The sequence below is a fragment of the Burkholderia dolosa genome, assembly GCF_902499135.1.
GTDB lineage: Bacteria > Pseudomonadota > Gammaproteobacteria > Burkholderiales > Burkholderiaceae > Burkholderia > Burkholderia dolosa.
In genome coordinates, this window is the sequence record NZ_CABVPR010000005.1 from 61,612 (window position 1) to 84,553 (window position 22,942).

22 protein-coding genes and 1 riboswitch are annotated in these 22,942 nt (G+C 69.0%); of the genes, 6 read left to right on the top strand and 16 right to left on the bottom strand.

Features of this window, described 5'->3' with window-relative positions; translation table 11 throughout:
- Positions 1–64: 64 nt before the first annotated feature.
- Positions 65–1,006 carry a DMT family transporter gene (locus BUB20358_RS04000; protein WP_006763438.1) on the bottom strand — a complete coding sequence of 314 codons (942 nt, stop codon included), beginning with the start codon at positions 1,004–1,006 and terminating at the stop codon, positions 65–67.
- A gap of 277 nt (positions 1,007–1,283) precedes the next feature.
- Here BUB20358_RS04000 and gloA point away from each other — a divergent pair, with 277 nt between their 5' ends.
- On the top strand, positions 1,284–1,673 hold the full coding sequence (gloA, locus tag BUB20358_RS04005) for a lactoylglutathione lyase (protein WP_006763439.1): 390 nt from the start codon (positions 1,284–1,286) through the stop codon (positions 1,671–1,673).
- A gap of 105 nt (positions 1,674–1,778) precedes the next feature.
- On the opposite strand, the gene BUB20358_RS04010 is transcribed toward gloA, so the two are convergent.
- Genes BUB20358_RS04010 through glyQ form a run of 5 tightly spaced genes read right to left on the bottom strand, consistent with a single transcriptional unit; the run spans position 1,779 to position 7,227 of the window.
- Positions 1,779–2,672 carry a M48 family metallopeptidase gene (locus tag BUB20358_RS04010; RefSeq protein WP_035971742.1) on the bottom strand — a complete coding sequence of 298 codons (894 nt, stop codon included), beginning with the start codon at positions 2,670–2,672 and terminating at the stop codon, positions 1,779–1,781.
- 46 nt (positions 2,673–2,718) lie between these two features.
- On the bottom strand, positions 2,719–3,483 hold the full coding sequence (locus BUB20358_RS04015) for a lysophospholipid acyltransferase family protein (RefSeq protein ID WP_006763441.1): 765 nt from the start codon (positions 3,481–3,483) through the stop codon (positions 2,719–2,721).
- Between the two features lie 43 nt (positions 3,484–3,526).
- Positions 3,527–4,090, bottom strand: coding sequence for a D-glycero-beta-D-manno-heptose 1,7-bisphosphate 7-phosphatase (gmhB, locus tag BUB20358_RS04020; RefSeq protein WP_006763442.1), 564 nt, complete (start codon positions 4,088–4,090; stop codon positions 3,527–3,529).
- A 10-nt stretch (positions 4,091–4,100) separates the two neighbouring features.
- Entirely contained in the window at positions 4,101–6,200 is a 2,100-nt protein-coding gene (gene glyS / locus BUB20358_RS04025) for a glycine--tRNA ligase subunit beta (RefSeq protein WP_006763443.1), read from the bottom strand.
- A gap of 22 nt (positions 6,201–6,222) precedes the next feature.
- Positions 6,223–7,227: a glycine--tRNA ligase subunit alpha gene (gene glyQ, locus BUB20358_RS04030; RefSeq protein ID WP_006763444.1), complete on the bottom strand. Its 1,005-nt coding sequence runs from the start codon at positions 7,225–7,227 to the stop codon at positions 6,223–6,225.
- Here glyQ and BUB20358_RS04035 point away from each other — a divergent pair.
- Complete coding sequence (locus BUB20358_RS04035; protein WP_123806813.1) at positions 7,226–7,561, top strand: hypothetical protein; 336 nt, start codon at positions 7,226–7,228, stop codon at positions 7,559–7,561. The genes glyQ and BUB20358_RS04035 overlap by 2 nt on opposite strands.
- Positions 7,537–9,165 carry a tetratricopeptide repeat protein gene (locus BUB20358_RS04040; protein WP_006763445.1) on the top strand — a complete coding sequence of 543 codons (1,629 nt, stop codon included), beginning with the start codon at positions 7,537–7,539 and terminating at the stop codon, positions 9,163–9,165. Before BUB20358_RS04035 ends, BUB20358_RS04040 begins: the two co-directional genes overlap by 25 nt.
- A 147-nt stretch (positions 9,166–9,312) precedes the next feature.
- On the opposite strand, the gene lnt is transcribed toward BUB20358_RS04040, so the two are convergent.
- From lnt to BUB20358_RS04080, 8 genes are all read right to left on the bottom strand, one after another.
- Positions 9,313–11,010: an apolipoprotein N-acyltransferase gene (gene lnt / locus BUB20358_RS04045; RefSeq protein ID WP_006763446.1), complete on the bottom strand. Its 1,698-nt coding sequence runs from the start codon at positions 11,008–11,010 to the stop codon at positions 9,313–9,315.
- A 51-nt stretch (positions 11,011–11,061) separates the two neighbouring features.
- Positions 11,062–11,949, bottom strand: a complete 888-nt coding sequence (locus tag BUB20358_RS04050; protein ID WP_006763447.1) for a CorC family transporter — start codon at positions 11,947–11,949, stop codon at positions 11,062–11,064.
- Between the two features lie 298 nt (positions 11,950–12,247).
- Positions 12,248–12,397 carry a hypothetical protein gene (locus BUB20358_RS04055; protein ID WP_165803003.1) on the bottom strand — a complete coding sequence of 50 codons (150 nt, stop codon included), beginning with the start codon at positions 12,395–12,397 and terminating at the stop codon, positions 12,248–12,250.
- A 79-nt stretch (positions 12,398–12,476) separates the two neighbouring features.
- Entirely contained in the window at positions 12,477–13,109 is a 633-nt protein-coding gene (locus BUB20358_RS04060; protein WP_035971745.1) for a gamma-glutamylcyclotransferase, read from the bottom strand.
- A gap of 12 nt (positions 13,110–13,121) precedes the next feature.
- Positions 13,122–13,898 carry an rRNA maturation RNase YbeY gene (ybeY, locus tag BUB20358_RS04065; protein ID WP_035971747.1) on the bottom strand — a complete coding sequence of 259 codons (777 nt, stop codon included), beginning with the start codon at positions 13,896–13,898 and terminating at the stop codon, positions 13,122–13,124.
- 146 nt (positions 13,899–14,044) lie between these two features.
- Positions 14,045–15,091, bottom strand: coding sequence for a PhoH family protein (locus BUB20358_RS04070; RefSeq protein WP_045552409.1), 1,047 nt, complete (start codon positions 15,089–15,091; stop codon positions 14,045–14,047).
- 25 nt (positions 15,092–15,116) lie between these two features.
- Positions 15,117–16,490 carry a tRNA (N6-isopentenyl adenosine(37)-C2)-methylthiotransferase MiaB gene (gene miaB / locus BUB20358_RS04075; RefSeq protein ID WP_006763450.1) on the bottom strand — a complete coding sequence of 458 codons (1,374 nt, stop codon included), beginning with the start codon at positions 16,488–16,490 and terminating at the stop codon, positions 15,117–15,119.
- Between the two features lie 245 nt (positions 16,491–16,735).
- Entirely contained in the window at positions 16,736–17,668 is a 933-nt protein-coding gene (locus BUB20358_RS04080; RefSeq protein WP_006763451.1) for a LysR family transcriptional regulator, read from the bottom strand.
- A gap of 146 nt (positions 17,669–17,814) precedes the next feature.
- On the opposite strand from BUB20358_RS04080, the gene BUB20358_RS04085 reads away from it, so the two are divergent.
- The 3 genes from BUB20358_RS04085 to ribB all read left to right on the top strand — a co-directional run bounded on the left by BUB20358_RS04085 (position 17,815) and on the right by ribB (position 20,983).
- Positions 17,815–18,990, top strand: a complete 1,176-nt coding sequence (locus BUB20358_RS04085) for an MFS transporter (RefSeq protein ID WP_006763452.1) — start codon at positions 17,815–17,817, stop codon at positions 18,988–18,990.
- Between the two features lie 194 nt (positions 18,991–19,184).
- On the top strand, positions 19,185–19,868 hold the full coding sequence (locus tag BUB20358_RS04090) for a helix-turn-helix domain-containing protein (protein WP_035971748.1): 684 nt from the start codon (positions 19,185–19,187) through the stop codon (positions 19,866–19,868).
- 137 nt (positions 19,869–20,005) lie between these two features.
- Positions 20,006–20,154: riboswitch (FMN riboswitch) on the top strand.
- Between the two features lie 118 nt (positions 20,155–20,272).
- Positions 20,273–20,983, top strand: coding sequence for a 3,4-dihydroxy-2-butanone-4-phosphate synthase (gene ribB, locus BUB20358_RS04095; RefSeq protein WP_006763454.1), 711 nt, complete (start codon positions 20,273–20,275; stop codon positions 20,981–20,983).
- Positions 20,984–21,069: 86 nt separating this feature from the next.
- Here ribB and BUB20358_RS04100 read toward each other — a convergent pair whose 3' ends face one another.
- Positions 21,070–21,756: an HAD family hydrolase gene (locus BUB20358_RS04100; RefSeq protein ID WP_006763455.1), complete on the bottom strand. Its 687-nt coding sequence runs from the start codon at positions 21,754–21,756 to the stop codon at positions 21,070–21,072.
- A gap of 163 nt (positions 21,757–21,919) precedes the next feature.
- Positions 21,920–22,906, bottom strand: a complete 987-nt coding sequence (gene iolG, locus BUB20358_RS04105) for an inositol 2-dehydrogenase (protein WP_006763456.1) — start codon at positions 22,904–22,906, stop codon at positions 21,920–21,922.
- Positions 22,907–22,942 lie beyond the last annotated feature (36 nt).

Consider the following 22,942-nt stretch of genomic DNA (forward strand, 5'->3'; position numbering starts at 1 on the left):
GTTGCGCTGCGGCTCGGCACTTTCGTAGCGCACGCGGCTTTCGGGGCGCCGGCCGTTGCCGCTGTCATCGATCGCGCGTGCCCGGCGGCGCATTGACGAGCGCGATCCCGGTCAGCACGAGCGCGGCCGCGGACATGAAGCGCCAGCCGACCGATTCGCCGAGCAGCAGCACGCCGAACGCGACGCCGAACAGCGGCGACAGAAACGTGAACACCGACAGCCGCGATGCGCTGTAGCGCGTGAGCAGCCAGAACCACGACAGATAGCTGAAGAACGCGACGATCACCGACTGATACGCGAGGCTCGCGAGCGCGACCGGCGTCACGTGCGCGAACGACGTCTGGCCGAGCAGCGCGGCGAGCGCGATCAGCACGACGGCCGATACCGCGAGCTGGTAGAACAGCGTCTTGCTCGCGCTAGTGCGCGCGAGCGACGTCGAGCGCACGACGACCGTCGTCGCGGCCCACATCGCGCCGCCGAGGATGCCGAGCGCGTCGCCGGCGAGGCCGGCCAGCACCGACGCGCCGGGCGCGGCCGGCTTCAGGAAGCCGTCCGCGAACGCGAGCGCGATGCCGGCGAACGCGAGGCCGACACCCGCCCACTGCGCGCGCTGCAGCCGCTCGCCGGGCGCGAACAGGTGCAGGCCGAGCGCGGTGAAGCACGGCGCGGTGTACAGAAAGATCGCCATGTGCGACGCGCTCGTCAATGTGAGCCCGAAGAACACGCAGATGAATTCGCCGGCGAACAGCGCGCCGGCCGCGATGCCCGCGCCGAGCGTGCGGTCCGCATCGAAGAGCGGCGTGCCGCGCGTCCGCGCCCAGCCCCACAGCAGCAGCGCGGCGAACAACGAGCGCAGCCCGGCCTGGAACATCGGTGCGATCGCGGCGTTCGTGCTCTTGATCGCGACCTGCTGGAAGCCCCAGATCATGCACAGCAGCAGCATCGCGCCGATCGCGCGTGCGTCGAGCGCGCGGCGTACGGGCGACGCGGCGGCGGGCGGGCTCATCGGTCGGCCTCGACGGTATGGCGCGGCCGCAAGTTCGGACAGCAGGCGCGTGTGGCGCGTTCGGTTCGGCAGTTTCGCACGGCGGTGTGGACGGGTTCGGACGACGGTCGGGTTCGCGCGGGCCGAGAAATGCCCGCTTTTGGTGCGAAGTCGAAGGATGTTACCCGATCGTGCGGACGCGGGCGAGGCGCGCGTGCGCAGCGGGGGCGCCGCCGACGCATTTCACCCGACTCTGGTACAGTTTCCGGTTCTGGAAAGTCCCCACAGGAGTACACACATGCGTTTGCTGCATACGATGCTGCGAGTCGGCGATCTCGACCGCTCGATCAAGTTCTACACCGAATTGCTCGGCATGAAGCTGCTGCGTCGCGAGGATTATCCGGAAGGCAAATTCACGCTCGCGTTCGTCGGCTATGAAGCGGAAAGCGCCGGCACCGTGATCGAACTCACCCATAACTGGGACACGCCGTCGTACGAGCTCGGCAACGGCTTCGGCCACCTCGCGGTGGAAGTCGACGACGCGTACGCGGCCTGCGAGAAGATCAAGGCGCAAGGCGGCAAGGTCACGCGCGAAGCCGGGCCGATGAAGCACGGCACGACGGTGATCGCGTTCGTCGAGGATCCGGACGGCTACAAGATCGAATTCATCCAGAAGAAAGCGCACTGAGCGCGGACGATGAACCGGCTGCGGCGCGATGCGCGTGCCGCAGCATGACGGGCGATGCGAGGCGACTCGCGTCGCCCGTTTGCATTGAAGGCGGTGCCGCCCGCGTTACAGCGACGGCAGCAGCTCGGGCGGGTGATGCTTGAGCGTGTGGCGCGCTTCGCGGAATTCCGGAAAGATCGATTCGACCGTCTGCCAGAACGCCGGACTGTGGTTCATCTCGCGCAGATGCGACAGTTCGTGCGCGACCACGTAGTCGATGATCGACATCGGGAAATGAATCAGCCGCCAGTTCAGCCGGATCTTGCCGTCGCTCGAGCAGCTGCCCCAGCGCGTCGCGGCCGACGACAGCGCATAGACCGAATATGTGACGCCGAGCTTGTGCGCGTACACCGCGAGGCGTTCGCCGAAGATCCGCTTCGCTTCGCCCTGCAGCCAGCCCTGCACGCGGTCCTTGATCTGCTGCGCGTCGGCCTGCGCGGGCAGCGGCAGCGACAGCCGCAGCGCATCGGCGTCGAACGCGACGGCGCCCGCGCCGAGCGCGATCGTCACCGTCTTGCCGAGATACGGAAGCTGCGCGCCGTCGCGCCAGTCGATTTGCGGCAGCGCGCGCTGCTCGGTGCGCGTCTTCCATTCGGCGAGCTTCGCGAAGATCCAGCGCTGCTTTTCGGCGATCGCGGCTTCGATGTCGGCGAGCGTGACCCAGCGCGGCGCGGTGATCGACAGCCCGCTGCCGTCGATCGTGAAGCCGATCGTGCGGCGCGCGGAGCGCTTGAGCCGGTATTCGAGCACGCGGCTGTCGAGCGCGAGCGTGCGCACGCGCGAGCGGTCGACGGACGGGCCGGGATCGGGCAGCGCCGCGGGCGCGGCTTCGGGCGGTGCCGACGCGGGCGGCGCCGCGGGCGCCGACGGCGCGGCGGCCGGCCCGTCGAAGAGCGGCAAGTCCATCTGGCGATGATCGAGGGCTACGACGGCAGGCCGTGGCCGCGGACGCTTCTTCATCAGTTCGCTTCGTTTTGTCGTACGCAACGGCGGCAATCCGGACGGTTCAGACGCGTGCGGCATCGCGTGCGCCGGCGTTGCCCGGCTCGCGATACGCGTCCGGATCGATGCGGCGCATTTCCGCTTCGATCCATGCCTCCACCTGCGAGTTCAACGCATCGGCGGTGAGGCCGGCGACGTCGATCGGCTTGCCGATCGACACGGTCACGACGCCCGGATACTTCGTGAACGAGTTGCGCGGCCACACATGACCTGCATTGTGCGCGATCGGCACGACGGCGGTGCCGGTTTCGATCGCGAACCGCGCGCCGCCCGTCTTGTACTTGCCTTGCTTGCCGACCGGCGTGCGCGTGCCTTCGGGAAACATGATGATCCACGCGCCTTCGGCGAGGCGCTTTCGGCCCTGGCGGATCACCGAGTCGAACGCGTGCTTGCCTTCCTTGCGGTTGATGTGAACCATGTGCAGCATCCCGAGCGCCCAGCCGAAGAACGGCACGTACAGCAGCTCGCGCTTGAACACGTAGCAGAGCGGCTTCGGCATCAGCGCCGGGAACGCGAGCGTCTCCCAGGCGGACTGGTGCTTCGACAGCAGCACGGCCGGACCGTCCGGCAGATTCTCCATCCCTTCGATCCGGTAGCGGATGCCGTTCAGGCGGCGCACGACCCACAGCGTCGACTTGCACCAGCCGGCGGCCATCCAGTAGCGCGCGTCGGGGCGCATGAACGGGAACGCGATGAAGCACGCGGTCGCGTACGGGACCGTGTACAGGATGAAGTAGATCAGCAGCAGCAGGGAGCGGACGAAGCGCATCGGCGTGGGTCTGACAGTGAAGAGGACGCGCGCGGCGGCTGCATCACTCGTATTCGTTTGAAAGAAAATCCAGCGCGAACGCACGCAGGTCGTCGTGGACCTTCGTGCCGGGCGGCAGATTGCCTGCGGCGAGCGTCTTCTTGCCCTTGCCGGTCAGCACGAGGTGCGGCTGGAAGCCGACCGCGACGCCGGCCAGCAGGTCGCGCAGCGAATCGCCGACGACCGGCGTGTGATCGGGATCGATCTCGAAGCGCTCGGCGATCATCTGCATCATGCCGGGCTTCGGCTTGCGGCAGTCGCAGTGATCTTCGGACGTGTGCGGGCAGAAGAATACCGCGTCGATGCGCGCACCGGCCGCGGCCGCCGCGCGATGCATCTTCAGATGCATCGCGTTGAGCGCGGCCATGTCGAACAGCCCGCGGCCGATGCCGGACTGGTTGGTCGCGACGACCACGCGGTAGCCCGCGTGATTGAGCCGCGCGATCGCCTCGAAGCTGCCGGGCAGCGCGATCCATTCGTCGGGCGTCTTGATGAACGCGTCGGAATCGACGTTGATCACGCCGTCGCGATCGAGGACGACGAGCTTCCGGTTGGGGCTGAGCGGCATCGTGCGGCCCTTATGCGGCGAGCTTCGAGATGTCGGCGACGCAGTTCATCTGCTGGTGCAGCGCGAACAGCAGCGCGAGACGGTTCGCGCGCAGCGCGGGATCCTCGGCGTTGACCATCACGTCGTTGAAGAACGTGTCGACCGGCGCGCGCAGCGCGGCGAGCGCCGACAGCGCGCCCGTGTACGCACGCGCTTCGAGCTGCGACTGCACGTGCGGCGTGACGGCCGCGAGCTGCTCGTGCAGCGCCTTCTCGGCGGCCTCGACGAGCAGCGTCGGCTGCACCGCGCCGTTCGCGCCGCCTTCCGATTTCTTCAGGATGTTCGAGATCCGCTTGTTCGCGGCCGCGAGCGCTTCGGCTTCCGCGAGGCGCGTGAACTCGCGCACCGCGTCGAGGCGGGCGACCAGATCGTCGACGCGTGTCGGGTTCAGGCTCAGCACCGCGTCGACTTCGCCGGCCGAATAGCCGCGCTCGCGCAGCAGCCCGCGCAGGCGGTCGATGAAGAACGCGAAGATCGCGTCGGTCGATTCGGCGACGCCGGGCACGTTCGCGAAGCGCGCATGCGCGGTGCGCAGCAGCGACACGAGATCGAGCGGCAGCTGCTTCTCGAGCAGCAGCCGCAGCACGCCGAGCGCGTGCCGGCGCAGCGCGAACGGATCCTTCTCGCCGGTCGGCGCGAGGCCGATGCCCCAGATCCCGACGATCGTCTCGAGCTTGTCGGCGAGCGCGACGGCCGTCGACACCGGCGTGGTCGGCAGCGCGTCGCCGGAGAAGCGCGGCTGGTAATGCTCGGCGCACGCGAGCGCGACGTCGTCGGCTTCGCCGTCGTGGCGCGCGTAGTACGTGCCCATCGTGCCCTGCAGCTCCGGGAACTCGCCGACCATGTCGGTCAGCAGGTCGGCCTTCGCGAGGCGCGCGGCGCGCTTCGCATGCGCGACGTCCGCGCCGATCGCGGGCGCGATCTCGCCGGCGAGCGCCTCGAGCCGCTCGACACGCTCGAGCGTCGAGCCGAGCTTGTTGTGATAGACGACGTTCGCGAGCAGCGGCACGCGCTCGGCGAGCGGCTTCTTCTTGTCCTGCTCGAAGAAGAACTTCGCGTCGGCGAGGCGCGGACGCACGACGCGCTCGTTGCCTTCGATGATTTCGCCGGGCGTCTTCGTCTCGATGTTCGACACGATCAGGAAGCGCGAACGCAGCTTGCCGGCGACGTCGGTCAGCGCGAAATACTTCTGGTTCGTCTGCATCGTGAGGATCAGGCATTCCTGCGGCACCTGCAGGAATTCGTCCTCGAAGCGGCACGGATAGACGACCGGCCATTCGACGAGCGACGTCACTTCGTCGAGCAGCGACTCGGGCATCACGACCGTGTCGCCGTTCGCATGCTCGTTCAGCTGCGTGCGGATCGTTTCCTTGCGGTCCGCGAAGTGCGCGATCACGCGGCCCTTGTCGCGCAGCGTGTCCGCATACGCGCGCGCATGCTGGATCGCGACGAGCCCGTCGGACAGGAAGCGGTGGCCGAGCGTCGTGTCGCCCGCATCGATGCCGAACGCGGTGACGGGCACCACGCGGTCGTCGTGCAGCACGGTCAGCCGATGCACGGGGCGCACGAACTGCACGTCGGTGCCGTCCGGGCGCTGGTACGTCATCACCTTCGGGATCGGCAGCTTCGCGAGCGTTTCGTCGAGCGCGGCCTGCAGGCCGTCGGCGAGCGTCGCGCCGGCGGCCGAATAGTTGACGAAGAACGCTTCGGCCTTGCCGTCCTGCGCGCGCTCGAGCTCGGCGACGGTCAGGTTCGGGAAGCCGAGCGCCGCGAGCTTCTTCGCGAGCGGCGCGGTCGGCTTGCCTTCGGCATCGAGCGCGACCGACACGGGCAGCACCTTTTCGCGGACCTGGCGGTCCGGTGCGACGGCGCGGACGTTCTGCACGACGACCGCGAGGCGGCGCGGCGTTGCGTAGCGTTCGAACACGAGTTCGCCTTCGACCAGGTCGCGCGCCGCGAGGCGTTGCGCGAGACCTTCGGCGAATGCGTCGCCGAGGCGCGCGAGGGCCTTCGGCGGTAGCTCTTCGGTCAGCAGTTCGACGAGCAGGGGGGCGGGATGGTTGTGCGTCATGATGGGAAGAAGTCTCGTCTCGTCAGTCCTGATCGATCTTGCGCTCGACCTTCAGCGGCGGCGCCCATGCCGGCTGCGCGGCGTCCTGGGCGTCGGTGGTGAGGCCCGGCACGCCCGGCGGATTGCCGAGCATCGGGAAGCCGAGCTTCTCGCGCGAGTCGTAGTAAGCCTGCGCGACGAGACGCGACAGCGCGCGGATGCGGCCGATGTACGCCGCGCGCTCGGTCACCGAGATCGCGCCGCGCGCATCGAGCAGGTTGAACGTATGGCCGGCCTTCAGCACGAGCTCGTACGCGGGCAGCGCGAGCTGCGCGTCGATCATCCGCTTCGCTTCCGCTTCGTAGCTGTTGAAGAACGTGAACAGCAGATCGACGTTCGCGTGTTCGAAGTTGTAGGTCGACTGCTCGACCTCGTTCTGGTGGTAGACGTCGCCGTACGTGAGGCGGCGGATCTCGGGGCCGTTCGGGCCCGGCTCCTCCCACTCGGTCCAGATCAGGTCGTAGACGTTCTCGACCTTCTGCAGGTACATCGCGAGACGCTCGAGGCCGTACGTGATTTCGCCGAGCACGGGCTTGCAGTCGAGGCCGCCGACCTGCTGGAAGTACGTGAACTGCGTGACTTCCATCCCGTTCAGCCACACTTCCCAGCCGAGGCCCCACGCGCCGAGCGTCGGGTTTTCCCAGTCGTCCTCGACGAAGCGCACGTCGTTCTGCTGCAGGTCGAAGCCGAGCGCTTCGAGCGAGCCGAGATACAGGTCGAGGATGTTTTCCGGCGCCGGCTTCAGCACGACCTGGTACTGGTAGTAGTGCTGCAGTCGGTTCGGGTTCTCGCCGTAGCGGCCGTCCTTCGGGCGGCGCGACGGCTGCACGTACGCGGCGCGCCACGGCTCCGGGCCGACCGCGCGCAGGAACGTGTGGACGTGCGACGTGCCGGCGCCGACTTCCATGTCGATCGGCTGGAGCAGAGCGCAACCCTGCTTGTCCCAGTAGGACTGCAGCGTCAGGATGATTTGCTGAAACGTAAGCATGAAGAGCCTTCGTGGCGCTGGCGCTCCGTTGCGGGCGGCGCTCCGGGCAGGCCCGGCGCGGCGGCTCGCGCGGCGGCGCGGCTTGTTGTGTGCGGAAAACGTGCAATTTTACCGGATCGGCGGCCGGATGCGGCCGGAACGCCGGCGACGGGCGATCGGCGGCGTTCCGGCGCGCAGCGTGCGCGGTCGCGAGCGCGGGTCGGCAGGCCGCGCGATGCGCTGCGTGCGGCGCATGCCGCTGCGACTCGCGTTGACGTTAAGATCACGCATCGCGGCGCGTGCCGCCCTCCCGATTGCCGATTTCGCCGCATGGACGATTCCGCCGACCTCCTGATTCCGCTGCTTGCGCCGTTCATCGCAATGCTTCGGCAAGCCGCCGACGCGCATGCGCGCGCCGAGCGCGCCGCGCACGATCTGTGGCTCGCGGCCGCCGCGCACCTGCATGCGGTCGATGCCGCCGCGCTGTCGCAGCTCACCGCGACGCTCGTCGCGCGGCAGCGTACCGACGATGCGATCGCGCTCGCCGAATGCGCGGCACGCGCGCTGCCGGGCGCGGCGATGCATTTCAATCACGGCTATGCGCTGCAGATGGCCGGCCGTCATGCGGACGCGGTCGCACCGTACCGCGCGGCGCTCGCGATCGAGCCGGACTGGCCGTCGCTGCGCAACAACCTCGCGATCGCGCTGCGGCTGTCCGGCGGCGATCGCGCCGAAGAGATCGCGCTGCTCGAAGCGGCAGCGAACGCCGATGCACGCGACGTGCAGGCATGGATCAACCTCGTCGTCGCGCGGCTCGCGCTGCGCGACCTCGACGGTGCGCTCGCGTGCGCGGCGCGCCTTGGCGAAATCGCGCCGAACGACGCGCTCGCGATGAACAACGTCGCGATGGCGATGAAGGAGGCGCAGCGCTGGGACGACGCCGAGCGATATGCGGCGCGCGCGTGCGAGCTCGCTCCGCACGACGCGTCGTTCCGCTTCAACCTTGCGATCATCCAGCTCGTGCGCGGCAACTACGCGGATGGCTGGCGCGGCCACGAGGCGCGCTGGGACGGCGCGGGCGAGCTGCGCGGCCGGCTGCCCGCGCTGCCGGGGCCGCGCTGGCGCGGCGAGCCGCTCGCGGGCAAGACGCTGCTCGTGTGGGGCGAGCAGGGGCTCGGCGACGTGCTGCAGTTCTGCCGCTTCGTCGCGCCGCTCGCCGAGCGCGTGCACGCGGAAGGCGGCCGGCTCGTGTGGAACACGTTTCCGTCGCTCGGCTCGCTGCTGCAGCGCAGCCTCGGCGCGCATGCGGATGCGTTCGGCGCGGGCGGCGGCGTCGACACGCTGCCGGCATTCGACTACGAAGTGCCGTTGCTCAGCGTGCCGCTGACGCTCGGGATGGAGACGTCGACGCTCGCATCGTCGGTGCCGTACCTGCACGCGGATCCGCATGCGCGCGACGCGTGGCGTACGCGGTTCGCGGCGGACCGCAGGCTGAAGGTCGGGCTCGTGTGGACCGGCAGCGCCGGGCATCAGCGCAACCCGTTCCGGCGGGTCGGCATCGAACGCTACGCGGCCGCGTTCCGCGGGATCGACGGCGCCGCGTTCTACTCGCTGCAGCCGGGCGCGGACGCCGACGTCGCCGCCGCGCGCGCGGCCGGCTTCGCGATCGACGACTACACGGCGCAGCTGAAGAGCTTCGACGATACGGCCGCGTTCGTCGGCGCGCTCGATCTGGTGATCACCGTATGCACGTCGGTCGCGCATCTGGCCGGCGCGCTCGGCGCGCGCACGTGGGTGCTGCTCGACGTGAATCCGCACTGGCCGTGGCTGCTCGAGCGGCGCGACAGTCCGTGGTATCCGAGCGCGACGTTGTATCGGCAACGTACGTTCGGCGACTGGGAGCCGGTGATGGACGACGTGAGCCGCGATCTGCGGCGCCTGGCCGCGCAGCCGCGGTAACGGCGTCGAGCCGGCGCCCGGCGCGCGGTTTTCGGATGGGCGCGGCGGGTTCCCGTTTCCCGCGCTGCCGGTCCGCCGACGCTTCGGCACGGCGGCGTGTCGAAGCGGCAACGGCCGTCACGCAGCACGTGACGGCCGCCGCTCGTGTCACGCGAGCGGTTCGTCGTCCGCTCGCGCGCCGTTGCGGCGACGCAGCCGCGGCCCGAACGCGAAGCCGAGCGCGAGCAGCACGATCGACACCGCGAGCACCGCGTCGTTGCCGCTCGTCACGTACGGCGTAAAGCCGCTCGTGCCTTCGATGCGCACGTCGAGCGAGCCGATCGTGAACGGCTTGAGCTGGCCGAGCACGCGCCCGCGCGCGTCGATCGCGGCCGTCATCCCGGTGTTCGTCGAGCGCAGCATCGGGCGCCCCGTTTCCAGCGCACGCATCCGCGCGATCTGCAGATGCTGGTCGAGCGCGATCGTGTCGCCGAACCACGCGAGGTTCGTCACGTTGACGAGCACGCCGGGCGGCTGCGGATTGTCGCGGATCGTCGCGGCGATTTCCTCGCCGAAGATGTCCTCGTAGCAGATGTCGGCCATCACCGGCTGGTTGTGCACCAGGAACGGCTTCTGCACCGGCGCGCCGCGCGCGAAGTCGCCGAGCGGCATCTTCATCAGATCGACGAACCAGCGGAAGCCCCACGGAATGAATTCGCCGAAGGGCACGAGGTGGTGCTTGTCGTAGTGATAGATGTCGCGCGAGTTCGGCGTCACGCCGTACAGGCTGTTCGTGTAGTCGACGTAGCGGCCGTCCTCGGTCACCGACGCGCCGACCGCGCCGAACAGCACGGCCGAGCCCGTCGTGTCGCTGAACTTGCGGATCGCGACCGCGAACGGCTCGGGCAGCTCCTGGATCATCACCGCGATCGCGGTCTCCGGCGTGACGATCAGATCGGCCGGCTTTTCGGTGATCATCCGTTGGTACATCTTGATCGCCGCGTCGATGCCGGCCTGCTCGAACTTGATGTCCTGCTTCACGTTGCCCTGCAGCAGCCGCACCGTGAGCGGCGCGTTCGCGGGCACCGTCCACGCGACCTGCGACAGCGCGAGGCCGGCCGCGACGAGCGCCAGCGCGAGGCCGGCCGGCGCGGCGATCCGGATGCTTGCGTTGCCCGCGCGGCCGCCATCGCGGACGGGCGCGGGCGTACCGCGTGCGGCCGCGAGCGCCTGCACGACGAGCGCCGCGAACAGCGCGAGCACCCAGCCGATACCGTACACGCCGACGATCGGCGCGAAGCCCGCGAACGGGCCTTCGACCTGCGGATAGCCGCTCGCGAGCCACGGAAAGCCGGTAAACACGGTGCCGCGCAGCCATTCGCCGAGTGCCCACGCGCTCGCGAACGCGAACGCGCCGTGCCAGGTCGGCGCAAACGGTCGCGGGTCGGGCTCGCGGCGATGCCACGCGTGCCCCGCGCAGCACGACCAGAGCCCGGCGGAGAACGCCGGGTACAGCGACAGATACAGCGAGAACAGCACGAGCGCGCCGCCGGCGAGCGGCGCGGCCATCTCACCGTACACGTGCATGCTGATGTAGAGCCACCAGATGCCGGTGATGAAGTTGCCGAAGCCGAACGCGCCGCCGGTGAGCGCGGCGCTGCGCCAGCTCGCGGTGCGCGTGAGCTGCGCGAAGAACCACACGAACACGGCGAGCTGCAGCCAGCCGCCGTGCGGCGTCGGCGCGAAGCTGAGCGTATTGGCTGCGCCGGCGAGCAGCGCGGCCGGATAGTGCCAGCGCGGCAGCGTGCGGCCGGGGGCGGGCGCGAGCAGGCCGCCAGCCGGGCGGGACGGGATCGGATCGTCCATGTGAAGCGGAACAGGCGAGCGGTTGAAGGAGGGGCGGCCAGCGCGGGACGATCAGTCCTCGTGCGAGGTTTCGGCGCGGCGGCTCGCGAGCGGATTGCGGCGCACCAGCAGCACGTGGATCTGACGCGCGTCGCCGCGCTGGATCTCGAACATGATGTTGCCGAGCTGCAGCTTCTCGCCGCGGTGCGGCACGCGTCCGAAATGATGGGTGATGAGCCCGCCGATGGTGTCGACTTCGTCGTCGGAGAAGTCGGTGCCGAACGTCTCGTTGAACTGCTCGATCTCGGTCAGCGCGCGCACGCGATAGCGGCCGTCCGGCCCCGAGATGATGTTGCCGGCTTCTTCGTCGAAGTCGTATTCGTCCTCGATGTCGCCGACGATCTGTTCGAGCACGTCCTCGATCGTGATCAGGCCGGCGACGCCGCCGTACTCGTCGACGACGATCGCCAGATGATTGCGGTTCACGCGGAAGTCGTGCAGCAGCACGTTCAGGCGCTTCGATTCCGGAATGAACACGGCCGGACGCAGCATCCCGCGCACGTCGAATTCCTCTTCCGCATAGAAGCGCAGCAGATCCTTCGCGAGCAGCACGCCGATCACGTTGTCGCGATTCTCCTCGTACACCGGATAGCGCGAGTGCGCCTTCTCGAGGACGAACGGGATGAAGTCTTCGGGCTTGTCCGCGATGTTGATCGCGTCCATCTGCGCGCGCGGCACCATGATGTCTCGCGCGCACAGGTCGGATACCTGGAACACGCCTTCGATCATCGACAGCGAATCGGCGTCGATCAGGTTGCGTTCGTGCGCGTCCTGCAGGATTTCCAGCAGCTCGCCGCGGGAGTCGGGCTCGGGCGAGATGAAGTCGGTCAGGCGCTCGAGCAGCGAGCGCTTTTCTTGCGGTTTGTCGGTTGGCTTTCGACTGGGATACGAATCGTTCATGATGGTGCGCCCGGGTCGTGCCGGGGCGCGATGTCACGGAGTAGGCAAGGATACACCAAGGGCATGGCGCGGCTGTGTCGGACCGGCCGAACGGCCAGCGTACGCGACGACGCCGCGCCGCTCGCGGGATGCGCCGCGGCGCGGCGTCGTCCCGGTGTCCATCCTATCTCAGAAAAAACCGGCGGGCAGCGGCGCAAAAAGCGGGGTGGGATCGCCGAAGCCGGCTGCCGACGGTCGGGCGGCACGCGAGACCGGCATCGCGAGCGGCATTCTGCCGCATGCGCGGGCGGCCCGCCGTTCAGAAGCGCATGCCGGCCGAGCAGCCGCCGGCCGCCGCGCCGTTGGTCGCGGCGCCGCCGCAGCCCAAGATGCCGCAGCCGGACAGCGCGACGCTCGCGGCGACGAGCAGTGCGGCCAGTTTCCAGCGGGATCGGCGTGACGGCTTCATCGGCGGGAACCTCGTTCGAAACGGCGAGCATGGCGCGCGGCGCCGGCGGGCGCCGCGCCGCGTGGACCGGCTACGCGCGTCACCGGCATCGCGCGAGCAGCCCTTCGAGTGCGCGGTCCGGAATGCCGCTCGCGCGCAGCGCGTCGACCGTGCGGCTCACGTAGTCGAGCGTCGTGCCGTAGCGGCCGGCCGCGCAGTCGAACACTTGCTTCACGACGGCATCGGGCAGCTTGCCGGTATAGGTCGGCGCGTCGCGGCGCATCACGAACGCGAGCGCGTTCACGCGTTCGCCGGTCTCGAGCGAGCACGGCAGCCACGCGGGCCGGTACGAGCCCATCGGCATCTCGCGTTTCCACAGCGTCTCGAGGTGCGGCTGCGCGGTCGGCCCGGCGATCCGGAACGCGATGCCCGAGCACGAGCCGCCGCGGTCGAGCGCGAGCACGAGGCCCGGCCGCTCGGGCGTGCCGCGGTTCACGCGCGACCACAGGTAGAGGCCGCGATGATAGCCGTGCACCTTGGCGCGCACGGCCGCCACCGTCGGCAGCCCGGGATTCCAGATCAGCGATCCATAGCCGAACAGCCACAGATCCTGCCGGCCGTCCCAGTCGCGCATCGTGTGCGCGAGCGACGCGGCGAGCTCGTCCTCCGTCAGCAGTCGCCCTTCGCCGATCGACGGCGGGTAGGCGGGCGGAAGCATCGCGGCGCTGCGCATCGTCGGGCCGGGTTACCGGTAAGGGTTCGGAAAGCCGAGCTTCGCGAGGATGTCGACTTCGAGCGCTTCCATTTCGGCCGCATCCTCGTCGCTGGTTTCGTGATCGTAGCCCTGCGCGTGCAGCACGCCGTGCACGAGCAGGTGCGCGTAGTGCGCGTCGAGCGGCTTGCCCTGCTCCTGCGCTTCCTTCTCGACGACCGGACAGCACAGCACGAGATCGCCGATCACGGTGCCGTCCGGCGCCGGGTCGTACGCGAACGTGAGCACGTTGGTCGGATAGTCCTTGTGGCGGTAGCCGGCGTTCAGCGTGCGGCCTTCCTCCTCGCCGACGAAGCGCACCGTGAGCTGTGCGCTCGAGAACAGCGCCGGCTCGATCCATTCGGCGATCAGCTTGCGCTTCGGCAGCGTCTTGCGCACGTCGGGCGCGATTTCGTCGCCGTACTGCACGGACAGATCGAGTTCCGGCTCGCGGAATTCGCCGTCGCCTTCGCCTTCGCGCGGCGCCGGTTCGGCGCCGACGTGCAGCGTGATGCTGTCGTAGTGCTCGGGCTGTACCGCGAGCTTCGCGCGCATCGCCGAATCGTTGTGCTGCGCGACGATCGCGACGGCCGCGTCGCCCGAGCTGCCCGACAGATCGAACATCAGGCTGCGGCCGTCCGGAAAGTCGATGCGCAGCCCCTGCGCGTTGACGGTCCGGGCCTTGCCCTTCGCGTCGAACAGCGAAACACGGGTGGACGGGGAGGCGGCCGATTGGGCGCGCCCGGACTGGCGGGAACGGGAGGATTTCATGACGCGTGCGGCGATTGGAACGCGATGAGGATACACCAAACGGCCGATCGCACCCGAATTCGGGCAGGCCCGCCCGCACGCGCAAAAAAGCCCGGCGCGCGCTGCGGCGGGCCGGGCTGCGGCGGCGCGCGGGCGCGGCCGTCCGGTCAGGTGTCCTGGCGCTGCGCGTGGAATTCGTCGTACGCCTCGACGATGCGCGCGACGAGCGGATGACGGACGACGTCCGCGCTCGTGAAACGCGTGAGCGCGATCCCGCGCACGCCGCCGAGCACCTGCTGCGCTTCGACGAGGCCGCTCTTGTGGCCGCGCGGCAGGTCGACCTGGCTCGTGTCGCCGGTGACGACGGCCTTCGAGCCGAAGCCGATCCGCGTGAGGAACATCTTCATCTGCTCGGGCGTCGTGTTCTGCGCCTCGTCGAGGATGATGAACGCGTGATTCAGCGTGCGGCCGCGCATGTACGCGAGCGGCGCGATCTCGATCATCTGGCGCTCGAACATCTTCGCGGTCTTGTCGAAGCCGAGCAGGTCGTACAGCGCGTCGTACAGCGGGCGCAGATACGGATCGACCTTCTGCGCGAGATCGCCCGGCAGGAAGCCGAGCCGCTCGCCGGCCTCGACGGCCGGACGCGTCAGCACGATCCGCTTGACCTGGTCGCGCTCGAGCGCGTCGACCGCGCATGCGACCGCGAGGTAGGTCTTGCCGGTGCCGGCCGGCCCGATGCCGAACGTCACGTCGTGCGACAGGATCTGCTTCAGGTACTCGCGCTGCGCGGGCGTGCGGCCGCGCAGGTCCGCGCGCCGCGTGTAGAGCTTCGGCGCGGGCTCGTCGAGCGCGTCGTCGTCGTCGAGCTGGACGGCCGGCTCGTCGAACGGATGATCGGGGTCGCCGCGAAAGCGTACGTCGAGCGTGTCCTGGCGGCCGTTGCCGGCCGTATGGCGCACTTCGACGAGCGCGAGCTGGATGTCGTCGACCGACAGCGGATCGCGCGCGCGGTTGTAGAAGTTCTCGAGTGCCGCGAGCGCGAGCTTCGCGCCGCGGCCGCGGATCGCGATCCGGTGGCCGCGCCGCGCGAGCGTGACGTCGAGCGCCTGTTCGATCTGCCGCAGATTCTCGTCGAGCGGGCCGCAGAGATTCGCGAGGCGCGCGTTGTCGTCGCGCGGCGCGGTGAATTCCAGTGCTTGGGCGGTCTTCAAAGTGGCGTCGGGCTCCGGTGGAACGTCAGTGCGTGGCCGCGCTTGCTTCGTCGCTGACGAGCAGCAGCTCGCCGCGCAGCGAGTGCGGGTACGCGTGGTTGATCTTCACGTCGATCATCTGGCCGATCAGGCGCGGATGCGACGCGAGCGGCGCCGGGAAATTCACGACCCGGTTGTTTTCTGTGCGGCCCGCGAGTTCGTTCGGGTCCTTGCGCGACGGCCCTTCGACGAGGATCCGCTCGACCTTGCCGACCATCGACCGGCTGATGCGCGCGACGTTTTCCTCGATCGTCGCCTGCAGATGCTGCAGGCGCTTGAGCTTCACGTCGCGCGGCGTGTCGTCGTGCAGGTTCGCGGCCGGCGTGCCGGGACGCGGGCTGTAGATGAACGAGAAGCTCGTGTCGTAGCGCATGTCGTGCACGAGCGCCATCATCTTGTCGAAATCGTCGTCGGTCTCGCCGGGGAAGCCGACGATCAGGTCGGTCGACAGCGACAGATCGGGGCGGATCGCGCGCAGCTTGCGGATCACCGACTTGTATTCGAGCACCGTGTAGCCGCGCTTCATCGCCATCAGGATACGGTCCGAGCCGTGCTGCACCGGCAGGTGCAGATGGTTCACGAGCTTCGGCACCTTCGCGTACGTGTCGATCAGGCGCTGCGTGAATTCCTTCGGATGCGACGTCGTGTAGCGGATCCGCTCGATGCCGGGGATGTCGGCGACGTATTCGATCAGCGTCGCGAAATCGGCGATCTCGGACGACCCGGCGGTCAGCGCGCCGCGGTACGCGTTCACGTTCTGGCCGAGCAGCGTGACTTCGCGCACGCCCTGATCGGCGAGCCCCGCAATCTCGGTCAGCACGTCGTCGAGCGGGCGCGACACCTCGTCGCCGCGCGTGTACGGCACCACGCAGTAGCTGCAGTACTTCGAGCAGCCTTCCATGATCGACACGAACGCGGTCGGACCTTCGACGCGTGCGGGCGGCAGATGGTCGAACTTCTCGATTTCCGGGAACGTGATGTCGACCTGCGCGCGGCCGCTCGTGCGCCGCGCATCGATCATCTGCGGCAGGCGATGCAAGGTCTGCGGACCGAACACGAGATCGACGTACGGCGCGCGCGACACGATCGACGCGCCTTCCTGGCTCGCGACGCAGCCGCCGACGCCGATCAGCAGATCCGGCTTCGCTTCCTTCAGCTCGCGCACGCGGCCGAGATCGGAGAACACCTTCTCCTGCGCCTTTTCGCGCACCGAGCACGTGTTGAACAGGATGATGTCGGCGTCTTCGGGCGTGTCGGTCTTTTCGAGGCCTTCGGCCGCATTGAGCACGTCCACCATCTTGTCCGAGTCGTACTCGTTCATCTGGCAGCCGAAGGTCTTTACGTAAACTTTCTTCGTCATGGGGATTCGCCGTTCGCAGTGGTTGACCTGGGGGCGTCGTCAAGGGTGAATCGGGACGGCCGCGTAGCCGATACGCGGGTTCGTGCAGCGTCCGCATGCGGACCGGCGCGCGCAGCGCGCGTGGAGCAGGAAAAGCCGTCGGGAAAGCCCGTCATTATAGCTTTTCACGCCGCGTGCCGCGGCGCCCGGATCGCGCACGCGCGACGGCACGTCGGGTCCGGACCCCTGTCACGCGCGGCTTCCCGTCACCGGCACGCATTGAGCAGATCTTCCAGCGCGGCTTCCTCGCGCGCGAAGCGCTCGGCGAGAAAGTCGAGCAGCACGCGCACGCGCGGCGCCATGTAGCGCTTGCTGTGGTAGATCGCGTGCAGCGGCGCGTCCTGGTGCCGCCACTCGGGCAGCAGCACGCGCAGCCGGCCCGCGCGCACGTCGTCGGCGATGTCCCACAGCGACTTCAGCGCGATGCCGTGGCCGCGCAGCGTCCACTCGCGCGTGAGGCCGCCGTCGTTGGTCTCGAACGCGCCCGACATCGGCACCGTGTAGGTCTGCACGTCGTCGCCGCGCGTGAAGCGCCACGTGTTCATCGGGCCCGACGCGATCGTGATCACGTTGCACGGAAAGCGCGCCAGATCGTGCGGATCGGCCGGCGCGCCGTAGCGCTCGATGAACGACGGCGCCGCGCACAGCACGCGCCGGTTCGCGGCGAGCCGGCGCGCGATCAGCGCGCCGTCGGGCGGCGCGGCGAAGCGGATCGCGAGGTCGATCTCGTCCTGCCACAGATTCGACGACGAATCGGACGCCGTCAGCGAGAACGTGACGCCCGGATGGAGCGCCGTGAATTCGTCGAGCCAGTCGAGCAGCTGGTTGCGGCCGAAATCGGACGTCGACGACAGCCGTACCTTGCCGGCCACCACGTTGCGGCCTTCCTGCAGCATCGCGTCCGCGTCGTCGAGCGCCTGCAGCGCCTGCCGGCAGCAGTTCAGGTACAGGCGGCCCTCGTCGGTGAGCCGCAGCTGCCGCGTCGAGCGCTCGAAGAGCCGCGTCGCCGTCTTCGCCTCCAGCTTCGCGAGCCGCGCGCTCGCGGCGGCCGGCGTGAGATTCAGCTTGCGCCCGGCAGCGGACAGGCTGCCCAGCTCGGCCGCTTCCACGAACAGCCGGATATCGCCCAGTCGGTCCATCGGATTTTCCAGAATCTTTTGAAAATGGTTCAAAGGCGACGCCAATTATCAAATATGAGCGGCTTCGGGACAATGCGCGCACGTCCCGACTTTTGTGCGGTGCGGCGCCGACCGCGCGCCGCGTCCGCCGCGCTATGGAGAACACCATGCCCATTCCGTTACTCGCGCTGGCGATCAGCGCGTTCGCCATCGGCACCACCGAATTCATCATCATGGGGCTGCTGCCCGAAGTCGCGCACGACCTGGCCGTGTCGCTGCCGTCGGCCGGCCTGCTCGTGACCGGCTACGCGCTCGGCGTCGCGGTCGGCGCGCCGCTGCTCGCGGTGCTGACGAGCCGCATGCCGCGCAAGGCCGCGCTGCAGCTGCTGATGGCGATCTTCATCGTCGGCAACGTGCTGTGCGCGACGGCTTCCGGCTACGGCATGCTGATGGTCGCGCGCGTCGTCACGTCGTTCGCGCACGGGTCGTTCTTCGGGATCGGCGCGGTGGTTGCCGCGTCGCTCGTGCCGGTCGACAAGCGCGCGAGCGCGATCGCGCTGATGTTCACGGGCCTCACGCTGTCGAACGTGCTCGGCGTGCCGTTCGGCACGTTCGTCGGCCAGCTGCTCGGCTGGCGCGCGTCGTTCTGGATCGTCGCCGCGCTCGGCGTGCTGTCGCTCGGCGGCGTCACCGCGCTCGTGCCGAACCGGCACGACAGCGGGCCGGTCGGCCTCGGCCACGAAGTGCGCGTGCTGAAGGAGCCGCAGGTGTGGCTCGCGCTGCTGATGACGGTGCTCGGCTTCGGCGGCGTGTTCGTCGTGTTCACGTACATCGCGCCGATTCTCGAGAGCGTGACCGGCTATTCGCCGCGCGCGGTCGCGCTGATCCTCGTGCTGTTCGGCGCGGGCCTCACGGTCGGCAACACGCTCGGCGGCAAGCTCGCGGACCGCGCGCTGATGCCTTCGCTGATCGCGATTCTCGTGGCGCTGATGGCCGTGATGGCCGTGTTCGCGAAGACGAGCCATCAGCCGGTCGCCGCGGCCGTCACCGTGTTCGTCTGGGGAATCGCCGCGTTCGCGACCGTGCCGCCGCTGCAGGCGCGCGTGGTCGAGAAGGCCGCGAGCGCGCCGAACCTCGCGTCGACGCTGAACATCGGCGCGTTCAACGTCGGCAACGCGGGCGGCGCGTGGCTCGGCGGGCTCGCGCTCGAACACGGTTTCGCGCTCGACGCGCTGCCGTGGGTCGCCGTCGCGGTGACGTTCGCGGCGCTCGTCGTCACGTGGCTCGCGATGCGGCTCGATGCGCGCGGGCCCGCGCGCGGCACCGCGCCGGCTGCGCAGTGAGCGGCGCCATAGCGGCAGGAACGGTGCGGCGAGAAACGCATTCCTCCGCGATGCTGATAACGGTGTGAAGATAACTTCGTTTGCCCGCGCCAGGCCGGGTGATAGCGTCTCGATACGCGCCGTTCGCGGCGCAATCCGATTCCGATCCCGGCTTACCCATACGCAGGGCCGCGCGGCGGCCCGGAGGCAATGCTATGTCTTCACCCCTGACGCTCGTGCGCGACGTGTCCTCGTTCGAGTCCGGCGCTGCCGCCGATACGCGGACGTCCGCATCGCTCGACGCTCTCGAACAGGTCGTCGGCGTGAACCTGGCCCGGCTGCGTGCGGAGCGGCAGTTGTCGCTCGATGCGCTCGCGCGGCTGTCCGGCGTGTCGCGCGCGATGCTCGCGCAGATCGAATCGGCGCGCAGCGTGCCGTCGATCAAGGTGCTCTGCAAGATCGCGGCCGCGCTGAAGGTGTCGGTCGCCGCATTCCTGCGCCGCCATGCGGTGAACGGCTTCGAGCATCTGGCGGCCGATCGCGCGTCGCGCGTCGTCAGTTCGAACGGCCGGTTTTCGTCGCGCGCGCTGTATCCGGAAGGCGAGCCGGCCGCGGCCGAATTCCACGAATTGCGGATCGCGCCGCTGCATACGGAGCCGGGCACGCCGCGCGCGCCGGGCACGACGGTGAACCTCGTGGTCAGCGAAGGCACGCTCGAGATCAGCGTGCACGATCGCCGGCAATTGCTCGCGACCGGCGATGCGATCGTGTTCGACGCCGACCAGCCGTACAGCCTGCGCAATCCGGGCGACAGCGACGCACGCGCGTTTCGCGTGACGGTGAGCCCCGAGGTGCCGCCGCGCTGGATCGTGCCCGACGCGTCGCATGCGGCCGGCTGAGCGGGCGCTGCGCCGGCCGATGGACGGCCGGCACGGTGCGCTTAGACGGCGTCGTCAGTAGGGTCTTCGACGACGCCGGCTGCACGGCTGTTGTATGCTTGGCCCCGCCGGCGACGGGCGACCGCCGCCGGCAATCAGTGCGTCTTCAGGGCGGGGCGAAATTCCCCACCGGCGGTAGGCCGGCGAAAGCCGGCGAGCCCGCGAGCGCCCGCGCATCCGCGCGGGGTCAGCAGATCTGGTCGAATGCCAGAGCCGACGGTTACAGTCCGGATGAGAGAAGATGTGCAGATAGTCATGTCCGTCAGGGCCGCTTCGCCGCGCGTGCGAAGCGGATCGTCGTTCTGTCTGTTTGCAATGCCCTGAAACGTTTTTCGCCCAAATCGTATTTGCGAGGAGCGTTTCACATGTCCTTGATGTCCGTTTCGTCGGCGCCTGCCGACGCCTTTGCCGATCTCCCGTTGCTCGACTCCGAACCGGTGCCGCCGCGCATTGCCGCCGCGCTCGATGCAATGCGCGCGGGGCGCGCGGTCGTGCTGCAGGACGACCACGACCGCGAGAACGAGGCCGACCTGATCGTTGCCGCAGAACGCATCACGCCGGAAACGATGGCGCTGCTGATTCGCGAATGCAGCGGGATCGTGTGTCTGTGCCTGACCGACGACAAGGTGCGCGCGCTCGAGCTGCCGCCGATGGTTCAGACCAACGAGAGCCGCAACGGCACGGCCTTCACCGTGTCGATCGAGGCGCGCGAAGGTGTGCATACGGGCGTGTCGGCGGCCGACCGCGTGACGACGATCCGCGCGGCGATCGCCGACGATGCGAAGCCGCACGACATCGTGCGTCCCGGCCACGTGTTTCCGTTGCGCGCGCAACCGGGCGGCGTGCTCGCGCGGCGCGGCCATACCGAAGGCACGGTCGATCTTGCGATTCTGGCCGGGCTGAAACCGGCCGGCGTGCTGTGCGAGCTGATGAATCCGGACGGCACGATGACGCGCGGCGACGACGTCGAGCGTTTCGCGCAACGGCATCGCCTGCCGATGCTGACGATCGCGGAGCTCGTCGAATTCCGCGCGGCGCTGGCGGCCGCGCGCGAGCGTTGCTGCGAACCGGTGTAACGGCGAAGGCACCACGCATATCGACGCGCCCGTGTCGCGGCATCCGCGCGCGGGCGCATCGCGTCGCGCGTCTTAGCGCCGCGCGCTCAGGACTGCACGTCGCCGAATTCGCCGCGCATGCCGGCCGCGACGAGCGCCGGCAGTTCGTCCATCGTCCGCATGATCCGCGTGATGCCCATCGCGCGCAGCGCGTCCGCGTAGTTGTCGGGAATGTGGCTCGCGCCGACGAATGCGATCGTCTTCATGCCGGCCGCGCGTGCGGCGTTCAGCCCCGATACGCTGTCTTCGACGACGATGCAGCGCTGCGGCGCGATGCCGAGCGTCTGCGCGGCGTACAGATAGACGTCGGGATAGGGCTTCGGTCGTGCGACCTGCTCGGAGCTGAACACGCGATCGCCGAAGATCTCGGTGAGCGCCGCGCGCTTCAGCGAATTGCGCACGCGCGCGAGGCGGCTGTTCGACACGACCGCGGCCGGCAGCTCGACCTTCAGCAGTGCGTCGCGCACGCCGGTGATCGGTGCGAGCGACTTCGCGAGCTCGACTTCGATGTTGTGCTCGACGGTCTCGATGAAGTTGTCGGGCATCCGGATGCCGAAGCGCGCTTCGAGGCCGGCGAGAAAGCGCGACGTCTGCTGACCGAACGCCGTCTTCGCGGCGGCTTCGAAATCGAGGTGCGGGAACGTCGCGGACAGCGTGTCGAGCAGCACGCGGTCGGCAATGACTTCGCTGTCGACGAGCACGCCGTCGCAGTCGCAGATGAGGTGATCGAGCATGATGGGTGAGAAAGCGGGGAAATCGGCGACGCCGATCATCCCGCCATGATACGTGCTTTCGTCCGGCCGCCGCGCACCGCTCGTTGTGCGCGGCGGCCGCTTCGTGACCGCGCGCCGCGGCCAGCGTGCAGCCGAATGTCTGCGTGCGCGACTGCTGCTGCCGTCACACCTCGACCACGCGCCCCGTCTGCCACGACGCGATCGCGGCTTCGGCCAGCTCGAGCGCCGCGAGTCCGTCGTCGATCGTCGTCCTGACCGGCGCGCCGTCGCGCAGCGCATCGACGAAGTGCGCGATCTCGGCCGCATACGCATGCCGATAGCGTTCGAGAAAGAACGGTTCCGGCACGTCGATCGCGATGGCGCGCGCCGACCACGCGCTGACCTCGGTCGCGCGCACGTTGCCGGCCTGCAGCATCCCGCGGCTGCCGAGCAGCTCGAAGCGCTGGTCGTAGCCGTACGCGGCGCGCCGCGACGTATTGATCTGGCACAGCAGCCCGCGCCGCGTGCGGATCGTGACGGCCGTCGAATCGAGGTCGCCGGCGTCGCGCACGGCCGGATCGGTCAGGCAGCTGCCGGTCGCATGCAGCGTCTGCGCTTCGTCGCCGAGGATCCAGCGGAACACGTCGAAGTCGTGGATCAGCATGTCCTTGAAGATGCCGCCCGAGCTGCGGAGATAGTCGAGCGGCGGCGCGCCGGGGTCGCGGCTCGTGACGATCAGCATCTCCGGCTCGCCGATCTCCCCGTGCTCGACGCGCGCCTTCAGCGCGGCGAACGTCGGATCGAAGCGGCGCTGGAAGCCGATCATGCAGGTCACGCCGTTGCGGCGCACGACGTCCGCGCATTCGCGCGAGCGCTCGATGCTCAGATCGACCGGCTTTTCGCAGAACACCGCCTTGCCCGCATTCGCTGCGGCGACGATCAGGTCCGCATGCGTATCGGTGCTCGACGCGATCACGACCGCGCGCACCGCCGCATCGCCGAGCGCACGCTCGATGTCGGCGACCTGCGCGCCGTGCGCGTGTGCGAGCGCGGCGGCCGACCGCGCATGCCGGTCGATCACGTATTTCAGCTTCGCGCCGGGATGGCGCGCGAGATTCGCCGCATGAATCTTTCCGATTCTGCCTGCGCCGAACAAAGCGAATTCGATCATGCCTTCTCCTGTTGATTCCGATGAGCGCCGGTCGGG